This window comes from Candidatus Chryseobacterium colombiense (genome assembly GCA_029203185.1).
Taxonomy (GTDB): domain Bacteria; phylum Bacteroidota; class Bacteroidia; order Flavobacteriales; family Weeksellaceae; genus Chryseobacterium; species Chryseobacterium colombiense.
In genome coordinates this window covers 3,316,543-3,331,618 of sequence record CP119310.1, presented here as the reverse complement: position 1 = coordinate 3,331,618, position 15,076 = coordinate 3,316,543, and the positions used below count along the sequence as shown (strand labels likewise).

General features: G+C 34.2%; 9 protein-coding genes. 1 reads left to right on the top strand and 8 read right to left on the bottom strand.

The features are described 5' to 3' along the window. Positions 1-108: 108 nt before the first annotated feature. From P0Y62_15020 to P0Y62_14985, 8 genes are all read right to left on the bottom strand, one after another. On the bottom strand, positions 109-1,011 hold the full coding sequence (locus P0Y62_15020; GenBank protein ID WEK69150.1) for a GYDIA family GHMP kinase: 903 nt from the start codon (positions 1,009-1,011) through the stop codon (positions 109-111). A gap of 12 nt (positions 1,012-1,023) precedes the next feature. Further along, on the bottom strand, positions 1,024-1,899 hold the full coding sequence (gene fabD, locus P0Y62_15015; GenBank protein WEK69149.1) for an ACP S-malonyltransferase: 876 nt from the start codon (positions 1,897-1,899) through the stop codon (positions 1,024-1,026). Between the two features lie 67 nt (positions 1,900-1,966). Further along, positions 1,967-3,895: a LysM peptidoglycan-binding domain-containing protein gene (locus P0Y62_15010; protein ID WEK69148.1), complete on the bottom strand. Its 1,929-nt coding sequence runs from the start codon at positions 3,893-3,895 to the stop codon at positions 1,967-1,969. A 37-nt stretch (positions 3,896-3,932) separates the two neighbouring features. Then, positions 3,933-5,519 (bottom strand): bacillithiol biosynthesis cysteine-adding enzyme BshC, encoded by a 1,587-nt coding sequence (bshC, locus tag P0Y62_15005; GenBank protein WEK69147.1) that lies wholly within the window; start codon positions 5,517-5,519, stop codon positions 3,933-3,935. Positions 5,520-5,533: 14 nt separating this feature from the next. Beyond that, positions 5,534-7,471, bottom strand: coding sequence for a hypothetical protein (locus P0Y62_15000; GenBank protein WEK69146.1), 1,938 nt, complete (start codon positions 7,469-7,471; stop codon positions 5,534-5,536). Between the two features lie 96 nt (positions 7,472-7,567). Then, the gene (locus P0Y62_14995; GenBank protein WEK69145.1) at positions 7,568-8,407 is read right to left on the bottom strand and encodes a hypothetical protein; all 840 of its coding nucleotides are present in this window, start codon (positions 8,405-8,407) and stop codon (positions 7,568-7,570) included. Positions 8,408-8,429: 22 nt separating this feature from the next. Further along, a complete protein-coding gene (locus P0Y62_14990; protein WEK69144.1) occupies positions 8,430-9,974 on the bottom strand; it encodes a RagB/SusD family nutrient uptake outer membrane protein in 1,545 nt (514 codons plus the stop codon). Positions 9,975-9,991: 17 nt separating this feature from the next. Continuing rightward, a complete protein-coding gene (locus P0Y62_14985) occupies positions 9,992-12,823 on the bottom strand; it encodes a SusC/RagA family TonB-linked outer membrane protein (protein ID WEK69143.1) in 2,832 nt (943 codons plus the stop codon). Between the two features lie 550 nt (positions 12,824-13,373). On the opposite strand from P0Y62_14985, the gene P0Y62_14980 reads away from it, so the two are divergent. Beyond that, positions 13,374-15,062, top strand: a complete 1,689-nt coding sequence (locus P0Y62_14980; GenBank protein WEK69142.1) for a S8 family serine peptidase — start codon at positions 13,374-13,376, stop codon at positions 15,060-15,062. Positions 15,063-15,076: the final 14 nt, after the last annotated feature.

Below are 15,076 nucleotides of genomic sequence, written 5' to 3'. Positions count from 1 at the left end.
TTTTTTTATTCAACAAAATTAATATTAATTAATTGTTAAAAGTGGTCTAAATATAATGATATAAGTCAGAATGGCAAATAAAAAAACAAGTTTATAAAAAACTGTTTATCAATCGATTAAATCGGAATACTCAAAAATTGTGCGAAAACCTTTTCCCCAAAAATAGTCCTTAAAGCCCTCAAATTTTGAGCTCATTACAAAATCTCCGCCCCAAGCGCCTAAACTTTTTATAAATACCGGACAATCAGCGAACAACCTCTCTTTGACTGTCGGAATTTCAAGAAAATTAGAAATTCTTTGTTCATGAATCAACATTAGTTCAGAAAAATTTTTCAATTCATTACATAGTAAAATATTTCTTGTAAGATTCGAAAATTCATCAACCAGTTTTTCAGACTTTATTTTTGACTTGTAAAGACTGATTCCCTCACGACTATTCTGCTTCTGATTTAAATGAATAAAAATAAGTTCATTCTTGAAAGGGGGATCAAAATTCACCTTTTCATATTTAATGTCAGGAACGTTCCGAAAAAGAATCGCAGATTTCTCTTTAGCCACCGCAATATCGTATCCGCTACCTCCCAGACTTATCTTATTTAAATGAAAGGGATCAATTTGCGCCCATTCCGCCAGATTAGTCATTAAAGTAGAGCTACTGCCCAAACCGTAATCTGCCGGAAACTGAAGATTGGTCTTTAAATGATAGGTAAAGTCGTTTTTAAATTTAATGGTAGAAAGTGACTGAACATTTTTTAATGTTTTTAAAATAAATTCAGCACTTGAAGGAATATTGGTTTCTAAAATCTGCCAGTTTTCGTAATCAATGACAGCTTTTAACCATAGTTTGTTTTGATGATAAGCTTCCCAAAAGATCAGGGATTTCTTATCATCTTTTTCTTCAAAAGAAAACTCTTGTCCCAGCTTGGTAGGTACCGCTAAGACAAGAGCTCCGTCCATTGCGAAATATTCTGAAGTAAGCATCAGCTTTCCCGGTGAAAATATCCCGCCCATGATTTTATTAGATTAGATTGCAGAAGCAACGTCTACAGACCCGTCAATCTTCTTGATCAGCCCTTGTAACGTTTTTCCAGGTCCAACTTCTACGAAATTAGTTGCCCCATCTTTAATCATATTCTGAACTGACTGCGTCCATTTTACAGGACCTGTTAATTGTGCAATCAGGTTTTTCTTAATTTCATCCGGATCAGAAATTGAAGTAGTGGTAATATTCTGATATACCGGAATGGTAGCTTTTCTGAATTTTGTCTGCTCAATTGCTGCTGCCAGTCTTTCTTGTGCAGGCCGCATCAATGGGGAATGAAACGCTCCATTTACAGGTAATAACAATGCTCTTTTCGCTCCTGCTTCTTTTAATTTCACACAAGCTTCTTCAACAGCTGCTGTTTCACCTGAAATTACCAATTGTCCGGGACAGTTGTAATTCGCAGGGACAACAATTCCACTGATTTGTGCACAGATTTCTTCAACTTTAGCATCTTCCAATCCTAAAATTGCTGCCATAGAGCTTGGATTTGCATCACAAGCCGCCTGCATTGCTTTTGCTCTTTCAGAAACCAGCTTCAAACCGTCATCAAAAGATAAAACTCCATTGGCAACCAGTGCTGAAAATTCTCCTAAAGAATGTCCTGCAACCATTTCTGCTCCAAGACCATTTACTGCTTTCAACGCAGCTACTGAATGTATAAAAATTGAAGGTTGGGTAACCTCAGTTTTTTTAAGATCTTCATCTGCTCCATTAAACATAATGGAAAGGATATCGAACCCTAAAATTTCATTGGCAGATTCCATCAAGTCTTTAATGTCTTTTCGAGAATCATACAATTCTTTTCCCATTCCTACGAACTGAGAACCCTGCCCAGGAAATACAAGTGCTTTCATGTACTGATTTAAAATATTTTGCAAATATAAGTATAATTAAGAATACCGTTTAAGTGAATTAAATCATTTAAGGAACCAATCTGATAACTCTGTAGCCAGTATTTACATAGGCTCCGTTCGCTTTTGATTTCACAAACTCAAATTTAGTTGCCAATTGGGTCTGTACTTTATTCATTTGTCTGAAAATCTCTCCTTTTCTGTTTTCTCTTGTCAACATATCATTCACCACATCAAACCCTATTATGGCGTATTTTGGAGGAGTTTTGCAATATTTACTTTTATATGCGGCTAAAATTTCTTTTTCAAAACTGCCTTCTGCATTGATTTTTCTATCCATAAGATAGACTAAATTTGCCTGGCTTAGCTCATCTACTTTTTTCTCAAAAACAGGAATATAATACATACTGAATGCTTTTATACCCTGTACGTCTTTGGAAAGAGAAATTACTTTATTCGCAAAAACTTCTCCCACATCATTACTCTCATTTGCTAAAATAGCAATCACAGGAGCAGACTGCCCCGTCATCATATTCTGATCCAACTGAATTTCAGAAGCTGAATTAACGATAATTACATTAGGTTTCTTAAGCGCTTTTTCTAAACCGCTCTTGATATAATTTGCATTCGTTTTTTTAGCATCTGCAACAATGTAAATCTTTTGGTCAGAGTAAGAAGCTCTTACTTCATCCACGATTTTATCGGCATAGGTCTGATCGTTTGTTTCTACAATAATCAGGTTGCTATAGTTATATAATTCCGGAGAGTTGGCAAAAGGAGCAACAATCGGAATTTTCTGATTTTTTGTAAAGTCTAAAACGTCTACAACATTCGATTTGAAGAATGGTCCAATAATCAAATCTGTATTATCAGGATTGATCTGTGTCAGAGAGTTTCTGAAAGTTCCTTCGTTACCGGAGTCTACAATTTTAATTTCCAGCTTTTGACCGTTTCTTGCGTTTCTTTCGATGGCTAATTTCGCTCCTGTAAGGAAATCCATTGCCATAGATCTGTACTGTGTTTCGTTTGTACTATATCCAAAAGGAAGCATTAAAACAACACTTAGTGCATCGCCGTTTTTCTTTACATAAGCAGGATCCTGTTTTTTTATTTTTAAAACCATTCCGGCTTTTAATCCGTGTGATAAATCAGGATTTAAAGCGATTAATTCATCAATAGAAATTCCAAACTTATTCACAATAGAGAAAACAGTATCTCCCTGCTGAACAGTGTAGGTGACAAAATCATCCCCTGCAACAGCTTCTGATGGAGTTGTATTTTTTTCACTTCCTGAATCCATTTTCTCTTTTGAGTTAACTGGTTCAGAAATTGTGTTTGTATTTGATTTTTTTACGATAATCTTTTCTCCGGGTTTCAATCCTCTTTCTTCCAATCCCGGATTTAAAGTAAATAATTCTTTCTGGGAAATATTGAATTGTTTTGAAACTCTATAATAGTTGTCTTTTGCCTGTATCACATATTCTCCATCTGCAACGGTATTGGTATCGACAGTTTTTTCAACAGGTTTAGAGGTTACTGTTGGTGTAGTCACAGTAACATGTTGCTCATTTCCTCCGTATTTTTTGATATTCTCAAGAGGTAAGGTGATCTCGTCTCCTATTTTCATGTGAGACTCAAGATCAGGATTAAGTGTTCTAAGATCAGCCTCGGAAACATGATATTGTTTCGTAATTCCGTAAATCGTTTGTTTAGGCTGCAAAATAATCTTTCCAGATTGAAAAGCGGTGATTGATTTTGGCTTTTCAGCAGTGTTTGTTTTAGCTCCTGAAGTCGTTCCGGATCTTACCGTTAGAACATCACCAATAGCCAGTTTCCCTTCTTTAAATTTAGGGTTCAGTTTAAGTAATTCATCAACAGTGAGCCCGTATCTTTTAGCAATATTATAAGGAGTATCCCCTTTTGCAACGGTATGTGATTTTTGAGCGGATGCTCCCAAAACCATACATATACTGGATAAAATAAAAAACCTCTTTATCATAATAGATCGTTATATTTACAAAAATACTTCTTTAAAATTAAATGGCAACAATTATCAATCTGGATTCCTGAACCACCATTTCTTCTAAACAAGTTTCAAGCCATGAATACCCGAAGTCAGCAAAAAATACGCTAAAGTTATAGACTCTTTCCTGCCAATTCTTGGAAGGATGCACATCCAGAAACAGATTTTCCAATCTTTCCAGCAATTCACCTTGTTTTATTTTTTCTGCGTGAAGAAGACGTTTTTTCATTCGGGTAAATGATTTCAACTGTCTCACTTCTTCGGCTTTCACCATATTTCCAAAAGATCTTTCAGTAGTTTCCGCAACAGCTTTTAATTCAGAAAAATTAGTCTGTAATAAACTTTCCTTTTCTTCCAACAGTTTCAGTACACTGCTGTCCTCAACTATTTTATGATTAATAATGGTTGTAAAATTCTCAAAGAAATCTTCTATTTTAAGATTCAGTTTCTGAATTTTCCCTAATGTTTTTCCTTTTAAAAACAACATGGAATTTCTCGGAATCAGCAAAGGAAAAGGAATATTTATTTTTTTGAAATAATCTTTCAGCTCAAGCCAGTACATGATCTCTGCATTTCCTCCGATATATGCCAGATTGGGTAAAACACATTCCTGATACACCGGACGCATCAAAGCATTCGGGCTGAATCTTTCTGGAGTATTTTCCAGCTCATTTAAGATTTCTTCTTCTGTAAACGAGATATTTTTATCTACTATGAAATATTTTTTACCGTCAAAATCAATTCTGTCTCTTGTTTCGGAAAGGTAGAACAAATTAATTTCACGCGGATTCACCTGTACTTTCCCATATTTTCTAGTCAGGAAATCAACTTTTTCCTTAGATGTTTTATGTAAGCTAAAATTCAGTAACTCGTCTTTAAAAATACCTTTAACCTGGTTTTTAAGTTCTTTTGAATCTCCGTCTATAATTAATAATCCGAATTCAGAAAACAATCTGTTTACCAAAATTCGGATAGCATCCGTCAATGTATTTCCTGCTTTATAAGATTCTTTGAGCATCAAAATCAGCTCGGTTCCAAAAATAGAATCTTTAAATTCCTTTTCAAATTCGGAAATGAAATGCGTATCATGAATATGGATTCTTCCTACTGCACCTCCTGATTTTTCATTGGTTTCATAATAATTGGATTCAGTCTTAAAATGATTGATTTCCGCAAAATCATGATCTTCTGAAGCCATCCAATACACAGGAACAAAATTAAAATCCGGAAAGTTTTCTTTCAGATAGGTACAGGTTTTTACAGTCTGTAAAATCTTATAAACAAAGAAAGCAGGTCCAGTAAAAAGATTAAGCTGATGACCAGTTGTAATTGTAAATGTATTCGGCTGTTTTAAGCTTTCCAAATGTTCTTGCTGCCTTGCAGAAAGTTTAAGGCTTGAAAGCTGCTTTTCCAGAGTATTAAATAAAACATTTCTTTGCTCTGAAGAGAAGGCATTCTGCTTTATGTGGATCTGATTTTTAAAATTGTCTATAGAAAATGTATTTTCTTCAAATCCCTCAATTTCCTGATTCAAAAAATCTTTTACTAACTGAGGAATACTTTGTATATCTTGAAACGATATTTTATTAATAGTTTTCAACTTTGGCGTAAATTTTAGTTGAACAGATACCACACAATTCCAATATTCAGCCTAAAATCATAGGTCGGATAGTGTGGAAATGCGTAAGCTTTGTTATGTGAAAGAAGGGTTCCTACCTGCTGTCCTTCTATGAAAAAGAACATTTTTTTTACTTTCATGTTAAAGTAGGCATCAATCATAGGCTGTCCTCCAATTGAGAAAGAATTTGCCGTAGGTAAAATATATTCGTTAAGTATCGGGAAATATTCTCTTGATGCGAATTTTGAGAAATAATAGGCTTTTATCCCCATCTGAACTTCTGCAGCATTTTTAAATGCTTTTGCCTGGTAAAATAAATTGGCTCTTCCAATAAAGCTTGGCATTGGCAAAAGATCTTTATTAGTAAGTGCATTTTGGAACTGCAATCTTGTATTCAAATGAAATTCACCATAGCTAAAAGTAGCATCACCTCCAATCTGAGAAATATTTAATGAGCTATTGCTTTGCTGTGGTTTTGCACTGCTGTCAAAATAGGTATAATTATCTATTCTGAAATAATTGACAAACAATTCTGTTTTGAACCATTTCAAATTAATATTACCTCCGATCTCTGTCACGGTTTGGTTTTTAGCATTCTGCAGATAATAATTAAATTTTTTATACACGGAAGTATTCATCAGATAATTAAAAGACGGATAAACACTTTGGAAATTTACTTTAGCATTGACAAAGTAATCTTTTATCGGTTCAAATTTTAAATTATTCGTTGTTTTAAGATAAGTTCCGAACTGGCTTCCATTAGAAAATTCGAGAAATGAATTCAATTGGATCTTGTCTAATAGTTTAATCTGTAAATTCCCTACTGCACCAATCCGGTTCTCTTTAAGTTCATTGGGAATGGTTAAATCCGTCAGAGAAATTTCTGAAGCTCCAAATTTTAACATCTGATAACGAACTCCTGCATCAAGTTTGAATTTTTCATTATCAAAAACCAAGCTGAAAGTATTGCTAAAATTCTCCGAATATTTTTTTGAAATATATTCCGCTCCGGTAACAACCTCTGTCGGAAGACTGTACCAATAGGACTCCAAACTTGTCTGTCCGTAATAATATTTATTTCCCTCATGAGAAAGCGTGTGCCTTATTTTAAACGGAAATTTTTCTGAATTGAAAGGGGTTAACTGATGCGTTAAATAATATCTTCTGTAGGAGAATTGAGAGCTTGAAGCTGCCAGATTAACCTGAACATTCTGCCTGTTACTGGAATTACTGTCTCCATTTTGAAAAACACTGTCAATGGCAATTCCTCCGTTTTCCTGATTGTTCACATTCTGGTGCAGATAGTGAGCAAACAATTCGTAGTTTCCTTTTTTAGAAACGTAATGTCCAGAAAACAATGTATTGTTATTTGCTGCTAAAGAGTTTCTGTAAAGCCCTTGAGAACGAAGTCCCATATATTCTAATGCAAAATTAAATCTCTTTCCTATATTTTGAGTATAAGTAGATTTCAGAGCCGCTCCGTTTTTCATTGCATTATGATAAACAAATGTTGCGGTCGGTGTTTTCACATCATAATAATGAATATCTTCAACTCCTAAAATTCCATATGACTTGTTTGTAGGAAGTAACGCAAGATTTTGTTCAGCATTTACTTCGTAAGATAGCGGATTGAAACCAGATCCTATATTCGCAAGCTGAACTTTTCCAAAATTATCTCTGTTATTGTATTGTGAAAAAATATTGGTTTTATCAACGGTCAATACGGTATCAAAAATTTTCTTTTCACCGTATTGTTTTTGATAGAGATAATCATTAATTGTTGGCTTAAATATTTTTAAAGAGTCTTTCTTCCCTGAATCTATGATTAAAGAGTCTCCTTCTTTTTTAGGAGTCAGATTTTTATCTTTAGAATTAACTATTTGAGCTTGAGCCGTAAAACCCAGAAAGAGTATGATAAGAAATATGTATTTCATTTATTGCTATTGTGTAGCAAAAATAAGAAATAATAGAATAAAAAAAATACCCCGTCTTTCGACGGGGTATTTTTTTTATTCTATTATTAGAATTACTTAGTTACCAGTGAATACTTCTGTAGCTGGTTGTCCACCGTTGTAGGCCCCAAGAATCGTACCAGCAGTATTTCTAACATGCCAATATACTTTCAAAGTTAATACTCTTGTACAAGGATTAAAAGTAGAAGCCGGACCAGTACTAGGATCACTAGCATAAGCCATTTGTCCCGCAGCTGGTGCATAACCAGTTGGTTGTAGTGGAATAGAAACTTGATAAGTAGTTGGATCATAGTTTACTTTTAGATCACTACCATCGTCCATATATTCCTTAATGATAAATTGATTAGTTGATCCTGAACTTACGTTCTGCACTTGATAAGTCGTACCAGCAGGAGCCATCCAATAAGCTGTAGTATTAGTAAATAATCCAGTACCAATAAAATTACTGATAGGACAAGTTAAAGACATTCTTACAGTAAGCTTATTGCTGAAAACAGCACTAGGAAGCGTTGGAGATTGCACTTTGAATACTGCAAATTTAGGAGATTCTGTCATTTTAGGAGTTAAAACTCTTATTGTAAATTGACCATTTGAAGCTCCTGATGCTAATGTACTTGTGTTATTATTAAGAATCTGAAAATCAACACCTTCAACTGCAGTTGAATTAGCTTGATCTAATACAAGCATTACTTGATGATCGCCATTAACAGCATGGGTTGTACCATAATCAATCTTAGCATCTGCGTAAGGAGTACCTGCTGTTGCAAGTATTTCTTGAGTAGCTACTTGAAAGTGTACATAAGAATCACCGTCATAATAAGGCTGTTCAGCTTCACATGAATATGCGACCATAAGTAATGAAGCACATCCTAAGAATATATTAAATAACTTTTTCATAATGAAGTTTTAAAAATTTAAATTAATAACCAGGATTCTGCTGAATAGCAGAGTTAACATTTGTTTCACTAGTTGGAATAGGCAATGCCCATTTATAACTATTTAGAGGTAGATTTGCTGGGTTACCTGCTGGATAATTTGATGTTGCAGACTGGTAATCAGCTGGGTTTCTATCTATTCCTGAATTCGCTAAAGTTCCTAGTCTTTTTAAATCTATGAAACGATATCCTTCAAAAGCAAATTCTACTCTTCTCTCATCAAGAATTGCTTTCCATGCAGCTTGCGCATTAGCAAAAACAGGCAAAGTCTGAGCAGCACTATATCTAGAATCTCTTAATGCTTTTAAAGCTGTTGCAGCCCCTACCAAATCACCTGCAGCCGTTCTAGCTTCAGCTCTGATTAGATACATTTCTGCCAATCTCATCACTTTAATGTCATTGTTATTAGCATTTGAAGCAGTTGATGCCCAAGGAGCAGCACCTGCAGTCAATGTTCCACCATGTTTATTAATTAGCAATCTATCTGAATTCCTAACATCTGCTGCTGTAGCATAGTTTGGATCAATTGTAGAATTAGGATTTACTAATGTTCTATAACGTGTATCTGAAGTATTTAATTTATTAAACAATGCTCTACTTATTTCATACCAAGGAGCTCCTGCTACAGAAGGTGCACCATTATACCAAGCATTATGAAGATTGGTGGCTTGAGCATTTTGTGTATTAGTTCTCTTTAACTTGAATATAACCTCTACATTACTAGCATTAGATTCAGTAAGAAAAACTGATGGATAAGTTGCATATGTTGATAAAGACAGCCCAGAAGTACTGATAACTGTATTAGCCCATGTTTCTGCATTCGTATAATCACCTGCATAAGTATAGGCTCTTGCTTTTAATCCTTGTGCTAATGTTTTACTAGCAAAAATATTAGAAAAAGCAGCTGCAGGCAAGCCGTTAAACAACGTAATAGCTTGATCTAAATCATTATGAATAAATGTATAAAACTCTGCGTTAGTATTTCTAGGATAATCATTATCATCAATACCATAAATTTTATTAGAAATAATACCGGCAAGAGCTGACGGATTTTTCATATCTGTAGTAAAATAAGATAAAATTCTCAAATGGCAGTAAGCTCTTAAAGTTAAAGCTTCCGCCTTTATTTTATTAATCTTATTAATATCAGCTGCTGTTGTTGGGTTCAATTTAGTAGCTAAATCTAATATTCGATTAGCCCTAGCGATAGTAAAGTAGTTTACAGCCCAAAGATTATCTGGGGCAGTTGCCTGAGGAGTCATGAAAAACACATAGTCATCATTAATACCCTGTCCTCCGTTTTCAAAACCAATACCTACTTCATCAGTAAAAATAGAAACAAACTCAGACTCACTTCTACTTGTTAATCCATTATATGTATTGTTTAAAAATAATTGTAAATCATCCGCAGTCTGAATTGCTGTTTCCTCAGTTAAAGCACCCGGTGCATAAGTTTCCATCAATTCTTCGCTACACGAAGTCGCAGTTAATCCTAAAACTGCTATTGCTATATAAAATATCTTTTTCATTAGTTAAATTTTAATAATTAGAATTTAATATCAAACCCTAGTGTATAAATTCTTGGTGATGGATATCTTCCTTGATCAGAACCAATATTACTCTCCGCATCAAATCCTTTCCATTTAGACCAAGTTACAAGGTTTTCTGCTTGCAATGTAATAGAAAGAGAATTTACGAAAGTATTTTTAATCAATGATTTAGGAACATTATATCCAACTTGTACATTTCGAAGTCTTAAATAAGATCCGTCAACCAAGAATCTATCAGATAAACCGTCATAGTTAATATTCTGAGCTTTCAAAGAAGGAATATTAGTATTTGTGTTTGTCGGTGTCCATGCATTTAATAAATCAGCACTCACATTGAAGCTCCCCAAATTAGATGGATCCATTACAGATGCCCAATCATAATCATATCTATAAACTTTAGCTACATAAGTAAATGTCGTATTCACAAACCATCCTTTATAATCTAAATCAAAACCGAAACCTCCTTGGAATCTAGGATTAAATCCATATTTCAGTGGTTTCAAATCTGCAGTAGTTGGAGTTTCCGTAGGATTTCCATTTGCATCCTCAAATAAAAGATTACCGTTAGATTGATTTACTCCTAAGTAGTGATATACATATGGAGCTTGATAAAGCTGTCCATTCGCACTATATTGCATTGGTATGGTACCATCAATCAAAGGCGAGCTTGGCAAGTTGTAAACTCTTTCTTTATTCATTGCTCCATTCCCTCTTAAAGTAAGAGTCAAATTACCGTTCTTAATTACATCATACGCAAAGTTAACTTCAATACCATTGTTTTTCAAATCAATAGGAGAGTTCAGATTAACCGCTCCAGTACCAATTAAATAACTTTGAGGCCAAGGGTAGAAAATCTCAACACCTTTCTTTTCATATATGTCGAAAGTACCTCTTAATCTTCTTTTGAATAATTCAAAATCTACCCCAGCATTCCACTGTTTAGTAGTTTCCCAATGTAAGTCAGGATACCCTAAATTAATTCCTAAAGCTTGAGTACCGTTATAGCTATTAGAGCCTGTTATGTAAGAGTTTAAATAGGCTTTTGGATTAAGTCCTGCGAAAATTGTTCCATCCACAATTCTTTGGTTACCTGCTGTACCATAAGATCCTCTAATTTTAAGAATATTTACCCAATCAACATCTTTCATAAAGTTCTCCTCGTTGATATTCCATCTTGCTCCAACAGACCAGAATGTCCCCCATCTATTGTCTTTACTAAATCGGCTTGTAGCATCCCTTCTAACGTTGGCTACAACACCATATTTAGATTTGTAATCATAGTCTAAGTTAGCAAAGTATGAATACATATTTAGTCTAGATTGACCAGCACTTACATTAGGGACATTATAATTATCTCCAGCTACAAATGCAGGATAACCTGTTCCTGTTCCAGGAACCCAAACTTTAGGATTCAAACCATTCTGAGTAAAACTAGTTGTTTTAATCATGTAGTTATTATATTCATATCCTCCTAAAACATCAATCTTATGATCTCCTATTCTTTTAGAGTAACTTAATTGATATAAGTTATTAAAGTTAAACTGTCTTGATGAAGACATTGTTTCAAAACCGACCCAATTTTGATTAGACGCTTTAAAATACACTGAATTCCAAGCATCTGGTGTTTGATAAGTATTTCCGTCTAAAGACAACAACTGTGCATTAGCTCTCATTGTTGCTGTTAACTCATCTGTTATTTTATAATTTGCCTCAGACGTTAAATCCAATCTTAAATCATCTATTGCAGATTTATAAGTTCTTTCTTTATCCATCAAGAATAAAGGAGTATTAACTAAATTAGCAGAAATCCCCCCACCTGATACATAATCATTAGGTGAAATATATGGAGCCCCTCTCAAACCACCAATAACTAAGTTCTGGTTCACACCTCCCGTACCTAAACTAGAAGCTTGGGTATTTCTAGAAAGACCTGCATAAACACCTACTCTATAAGTAAACTTATTATTATTGGTCTTACCATTTACATTTGTTCTCAAAGAGAATCTTTTTAAACCAGTGGTAGAAAGCACACCTTGTTGCTCTAAATAACCCACGTTTGTATATGAACTAAGGTTTTGACCACCTGTCGTTATTCCAAAATCATGACTTTGTAATAAAGAAGGATTAAAGAAATAGTCTAACCAATTTGTATTAACATTAAAGTTTGCAATTTGATCGTAAGTCATTCCATTTCCTTTACCAGCACTTGCCATTTTTTCTATAGTAAGTAACTGTTTTGCATCAGCCATATTATATCTATTATTCTGCAAAGTTGAAACTCCAATCTGCGAACGATAGTTAAACACTGTTTTAGAAGCGAAACCGCCTCCTTTTGTTCTGATCACAATAACACCATTGGCACCTCTGTTACCATACATAGCTGTAGCGGAAGCATCTTTCAAAACCTCCATACTCTCTACATCATTCGGGTTCAATGATCTAAAGCTATCAGCATTTGTTGGAAATCCATCAATAACATATAATGGATCTGTATTACCATTAATTGTACTGAATCCTCTGATTACAACCGTTGGCTTAGATCCCGGCTGACCACTACCTGTTGAAATATTAACCCCCGCCAACTGACCTTGCGCAATGTTCATCAAGTTCGAGTTTGGACGATTATTAATTTTCTCACTTTCAATTTTTGCAGTTGAAATAACAGCCTGCTTCTTAGTTGTAGATTTTAAACCAACAACAACAACTTCTTCGATGTCTTTTACATCAGCTGTATCTTTCTTACGGCGACCGTTTTCCTGTGCAAGTAAAGAAGCACTTCCCAAAAAGAAAAGAACCCCTGTGCTCAGTAACTTTAATTTAACATTCATATTAACAAATTTTAATATTATTTTGCTGCAAATATGTTAAAAAATATTAACACCACCAAAATTTTTTTAATTAGCTTTCATTTTTTTATGAAGCCATTTCTATTTTAATCCATTTTCTCAATATTCATTAACACTTTCCAACATAAACATATACGTTTCAACAACAAATAATATTGATTTCTTTATAATGCTAAGATAAATACTAATTACAAAAGCAAATATAAATTTCACAATTATTAAAAAAAAACATTTCTTACAAACACAAAATGAAACAATATTGATTAATTTTGTATTTTTGACAAAATTTTTTTATGCAATGAAAAATAAATACTATTTGTTATTAGGATTATTAATTCTACCTACACTTTTTAGTGCTCAAACAGCCGAGGAAAGAAAAAAAATTGCTTCTTTTTCTAATAAATCTATAAATGAAAGTTTAGTAAATGAGTTCAACAAGGAATACAAAGCTGCCAAAATAAGAGTTGAAAACTATCTTCACTCTAATCCTAATGAAAAAAAGAAATATTTCATAGGTTTAGATAATGCTACTATGATTGAACTTATGGATGTAAGTCCTAATGGAGATTTAATATATGCAAAAACCCACAATCAGGGAGCAGCCATAACTGCCAGAGCAAACAAATTATATTCCGGAGGAGGACTAGGCCTCAACATACAAGGACAAAACATGATTGCCGGTGAATGGGATGGAGGCAGTGCCCGGTTTAGTCATCAGGAGTTCCTTGTAAATGGCTTTAGCAAAATCAACATATTAGATGGAGCTAGTGGAGCTGATCATGCAACCCATGTTGCTGGAACTATTGCTGCACAAGGAATTAATCCTTTAGTTAGAGGAGTCGCTTTTAATTCAAGTATTAACTCATATGACTGGAATAATGATCTATCTGAAATGACAACTGAAGCGTCAACAGGTCTACTTACCTCTAACCATTCTTATGGATTTGGATCCTTAAGCTCACAATGGTTCTATGGAGCATATGATAGTAGAGCTAGACAAATTGATCTCATCTGTTCCAGCAACCCATATTATTTACCTATCTTTTCCGCCGGGAATGATCGAAACGAAACTACAGCTCCTGGATCAACTCAAATCTCAGCAAAAGGTGGTTATGATATGATATTCGGTCATGGGAATGCGAAAAATATTATAACTGTTGCAGCAGTTAATCAAGTGACAACATATACTGATCCTTCAAGTGTAGTTATGTCAAGTTTCAGTAGCTGGGGGCCTTCAGATGACGGTAGAATAAAACCTGATATATCAATGAAAGGAGTATCTGTGAGATCTACTCTTAATACTTCTGATACAGCTACCGGAATCATGAGTGGTACATCAATGGCATCCCCTGGAATTACCGGTGTTGTTTTGCTATTACAGCAATATTATAATCAGTTGTATACTGGCTATATGAGAGCCGCAACAACTAAGGGGCTTATTTTACACACCGCAGATGAAGCAGGAACAGACATAGGACCTGATTACTCTTTTGGATGGGGACTTGTAAATGCTGAAAAAGCAGCTATAGCGATTAGAGATAAAAATAATACTTCAGGAAGTAAAAGTATTATAGAAGAACTTACCCTTCAAAATGGGGGAACATATACCAAAACTATTACCGCAAGCGGAAACAATCCTTTAAAAGTATCAATTTCTTGGACGGACCCTGCTTCACCTACATGGAACACCGGAACCAATGATCCTTCAACAAACTATTTAGTTAACGACTTAGATGTAAAAGTTGTCCAAAACAGTTTAACTTTTTATCCTTGGAAGTTACAAGGAATGTCATCTCCTTTTAGCCCTGCAACGAATACAGGAACAAATAATGTTGACAATTTCGAAAGGGTTGATGTTGATAATCCTGTTGGAAGCTATACTATTATTGTTACCCACAAAGGCACTCTAACGGGTGGAAGCCAAAATTTTAGTTTAATTACAACTTCAGACTCTCTTTCTACATTATCAACAAATGAGGTTGCGACCACTAATGATAAAAAAGTTGAATTTTATCCTAACCCAGCGAAAGATTACATCTATATCAATGAAAAAGATGCAGATTTACTGATTAACATTTATGATGCATCCGGAAAGCTTGCTGTAACTTCCAAGTTATCTGACAATAAAATAAATGTTACCACACTTGTGAAAGGAAACTATATTGCCAACTTCATTACTAAAAAAGGAGAAATTAAAACTTTTAAATTTATTAAAGAGTAGAAATTAAATCCTTG